General features: G+C 34.5%; 2 protein-coding genes and 2 pseudogenes. 2 read left to right on the top strand and 2 right to left on the bottom strand.

Annotated elements, in window-relative coordinates; all coding sequences use genetic code 11:
- Positions 1–115 precede the first annotated feature (115 nt).
- Together EWV68_RS06150 and EWV68_RS06145 are read left to right on the top strand one after the other, a co-directional pair.
- A pseudogene (locus EWV68_RS06150) lies at positions 116–1,093 on the top strand (PP2C family serine/threonine-protein phosphatase); the annotation flags it as partial.
- Complete coding sequence (locus tag EWV68_RS06145) at positions 1,090–2,370, top strand: protein kinase domain-containing protein (RefSeq protein WP_287169202.1); 1,281 nt, start codon at positions 1,090–1,092, stop codon at positions 2,368–2,370. The pseudogene EWV68_RS06150 and the gene EWV68_RS06145, both read left to right, overlap by 4 nt.
- A gap of 26 nt (positions 2,371–2,396) precedes the next feature.
- On the opposite strand, the gene EWV68_RS06140 is transcribed toward EWV68_RS06145, so the two are convergent.
- A complete protein-coding gene (locus tag EWV68_RS06140; RefSeq protein WP_287169200.1) occupies positions 2,397–2,819 on the bottom strand; it encodes a DUF29 family protein in 423 nt (140 codons plus the stop codon).
- A gap of 54 nt (positions 2,820–2,873) precedes the next feature.
- Positions 2,874–3,146, bottom strand: a pseudogene (locus tag EWV68_RS06135) (hypothetical protein); the annotation flags it as partial.
- Positions 3,147–3,674: the final 528 nt, after the last annotated feature.

Raw genomic sequence — 3,674 nt, 5'->3', positions numbered from 1 at the left:
AGACATCGATAATTTTTTGGCGAAAATCTACGGAATAGGGTCTCATAGGAAGCTGGTAAGTTCTATTATTTGTCTATTTGCTTTCCATTGTACTTCATAGCTCCAAGAATTGCTATATATTTTTAAATATACAGAACAGCGAAGAGATATTTTAACAACTTTACTTAAAATTAATTCAGAACAGGAGTTTGAGAATTTTGTAGAATCTGCTAGACATAATGGCACGATAAAAATGAAAAATGATGATGTCACTTTAATGATTTTAGAAGTCAGTGATCGTGAAATCGTTAGCTTACCTACACAACCCATAAAAGAAAATGAAGGAAATCCTCCTATCGTTTCACCTTTAAGTTATGAAACTGAACAGCCTTCTAAAGAAGATCAAAACAATTCTTCAAGCGTAGAAAAAGAACCTGAAGACAATACTTCTGATCAAAAGTTACAAGATACTTCTGGTTTTGCCAAAATAAGCTCCAATCTACAAACATTATTACAACCTCTGCTATCTTTATTCATGCCGCCCCGCAATTCGACGAGTTCAACTTCTCAACCGACGAAAGACCCCGTAATTAAAAGAATAGATGGAATCCGTAATATTCTCTTTGTTTTTATTCCTTTAAATATATTCTTAAGTGCAACCACATTATATTTTATTTCTCAGACAGATAACAAAATAAATAGTATAAAAACTGAACAATCAAGCAATTCAAATTCATCTAGTCAAGTCACTGAATATAAACCTAAATATAGGAACCTTGAAAAAGAAACTAAAATCTACAAAGATCAAACTTTTCAAGAAATTATTATTCCTGCTTTATCTGACTCATCTCAGGTTTTAATTTTAGAAGAAGGAGACAAATGGATTAAATTTCAGATTGATCTTTATGCTAATCAAGCAATCTTGAATCAATGTTCTACTTGTGCAAGGGATGAAATAGAAATAAAACCCAAGACAAATCTGAGAATCTTTCCTAATGAATCAGAAGGGGATATTTTTGGACAATTAAGCGAACCATCAAAGTTTAAAAAACTTGAATTTGATTCCCTTCCCAATTGGTCTAAATTTACATTTGTGGGGTATGTAAAAAAATGAAATATCCGCTTAGAACTGACTATGAAACATTCGTAAAATCCCCTGATAAATTTATATACGATGGTATTTTACAAAAAGGAAAGCCTGTTAAGCAAAAGCAAAATCAGAACTTTTTACTGTCTCATAATGGCGGAAAAGCCGTTGTTTATGAAATTCAAACTAATCCTAAAAAATATGCCCTTAAATGTTGGATAGAAGATTTAGGGGATCTAAAAATTCGTTATAAGGCGATTGATGCCTATCTTAAAACAGTTCAACTTCCTTATTTTGTTGATTTTGCTTACCAAGAACAAGGAATTTTAGTCAATGGACAAAGATTTCCCATTATTAGAATGGAATGGGTTGATGGTATTAGCTTTAAAAAATTTATATCTAATAATATTAATAACCCGACTTCTATCCGTAACTTTGCCGAAAAATTCTTAGAAATGGTTAAAATTCTTCATCAAAATAATATTTCTCATGGAGACTTACAACACGGTAATATTATAGTGCGTAAAAATGGTGATCTATGTTTAATTGACTATGATAGTTTATATGTTCCTCAATTAAGCAACGCAACCGACAATATTAAAGGACTCCCTGGTTATCAACATCCTAACAGAAATAAGTTATCTAAATTAAGTCCAAAAGCTGACTACTTCTCAGAAATAGTGATTTATTTATCATTGCTTATTCTATCAGAAAATCCCAACTATTGGCAACAAATACAACAAGAAGAAAGACTACTATTTTCCGAAAAAGACCTAATTAAACCTAATTCATCCAAGATTTTCAAAGAACTTAAAAATCTTTCTCCTGAGATTGTGTATTTTACCCAAGAATTAGAGAAATTTTGTCAACAATCAAATATTGAAAACCTACAACCTCTTGAAAATTTAGTCAACAATTACACAGGAGCTAAATGGAGTTTTGAGCCTACTACTGATACTGGTATCCAGGATCCTCCCCCTGAGAAAAAGCCACCTCAAACCAGTCCAGAAAAGACAAAATCTTCAGATCCCTGGGAAAAACTTAAAACCAATTCATCAAGTGCTTGGGATAAATTTGACACGGGTAAAACACCACCTCCAAAAGATGAAAACATTTGGGATAAATTTGACACGGGTAAAACACCACCTCCAACAGATTGGGATAAACTCCATCAACAACCTCGAAAAGAAGCACCAGTAACTATTCCAGATGAAAACATTTGGGATAAATTTGATAATATTTGGAAGAAACTTACAACATCTGTATCATCTATTTGGAACAAAATTTTGAACTGGTTTAATTAGCTATCTGATTATTCTGTGCAGTTCTCCTATCCTAAAATCAACCCCATTGCTTGATTAATAATTTGATTTTTATCAACCATAGCTTCAATTTCTTCGGGTTTATATATACCTTCAAAAGCTTCTAATGCCCCTTGTCTTAAAGCCGAAGAATAAGCATCATCTAAAGTTTCTTTTAATTCTTCTATTGTTAGATAATTTCCTCCAGTTTTACGTCGTTTATTAATGCGTTGAATCTGTCTAACAGAATTAGAAATAGAGGTTTCCCATGAGCGGGTACTGCGTTTTTCTGCTTGCTGTTTAATCAGATGTAATAGGACAATAATACTAAAGCTAAAAATCTTATTGAGCTTATCATCTTTGCTCATTTCTGTCATTTCCTCTACCAGGAGCAAGGCATCGGGAACATTTCCTACTAAAAGTAAATCCTTTAATTCTAACAATTCTTCCATATTGCCCCTGTTATCAATTCAGTCGTTTTTTGAACCAAGCCAGATATAATTAATTTATTCAGAGAGGAATCGTCTGATTAAATCTTCCCGTGAAGACTCCAATAATAAACGACTAGACTCCATCGGTGATAACTTGAGCAACTCATCAATGACTTTTATTAAAGACTCATCCAATTCCCCGAACCTCACCTGCATTAAATTTTCAATAATTTGTCGTTGTCCTTGTTGAAGTCCTTCTCGTTTGGTCGCCTCTTTCCACTCTAAATAAGATTGAGATAAAGCCATAAATACCTCCCTATCTTCTGATTTTAAAAGATTGTTAATTTGGTTGTTCGTTACCTGGTATGGTTTGATCGGGTGGCATAAATCGACTAAATCCTTATCTGGTAAGAGACTTAATTGATTAGTTCGCTCTAGATCAAAAACAATTGACAAAAATCGCTAAATGCCTTTCTAGATAAGGGGTCCATCCCTTATAACCCCCGTCCATTGCATAACACAAACCGAAGAACCAAAAACCAGTGGTGGCAGTCAAAAGCCACCTACACGCTCTGACATACTGGTTAACTCACCATATACGTTGCGCTTACATTCATTTTTTACTTTCGCTTTCCGAGTGGTTGCCTATACCAGTCTGGCAGATTCAAATCGCTAACTCTTGCTGCCTGCTTGTCTGTGCCTTAGTCTTTGTAGCGACGCTGCTACCAGTTTCTTCCCGACGGGAGTTTCACCTCTACTAGCTTGACATCCTCGCCGCCGTAAAACGGACGGCGATTCCCAAACCTCACGATTTAGGTTTCTGCTTCTTTCCCTTGCGGGGTTCCGCACCTGCCTTAACAGATTTACTCTGTTCTG

It is taken from the genome of Microcystis sp. M_QC_C_20170808_M9Col (genome assembly GCF_007095495.1).
Taxonomy (GTDB): Bacteria; Cyanobacteriota; Cyanobacteriia; order Cyanobacteriales; family Microcystaceae; genus Microcystis; species Microcystis aeruginosa.
Note: the sequence above shows the minus strand (reverse complement) of the source record. Positions and strands in the feature narration are given on the sequence as shown.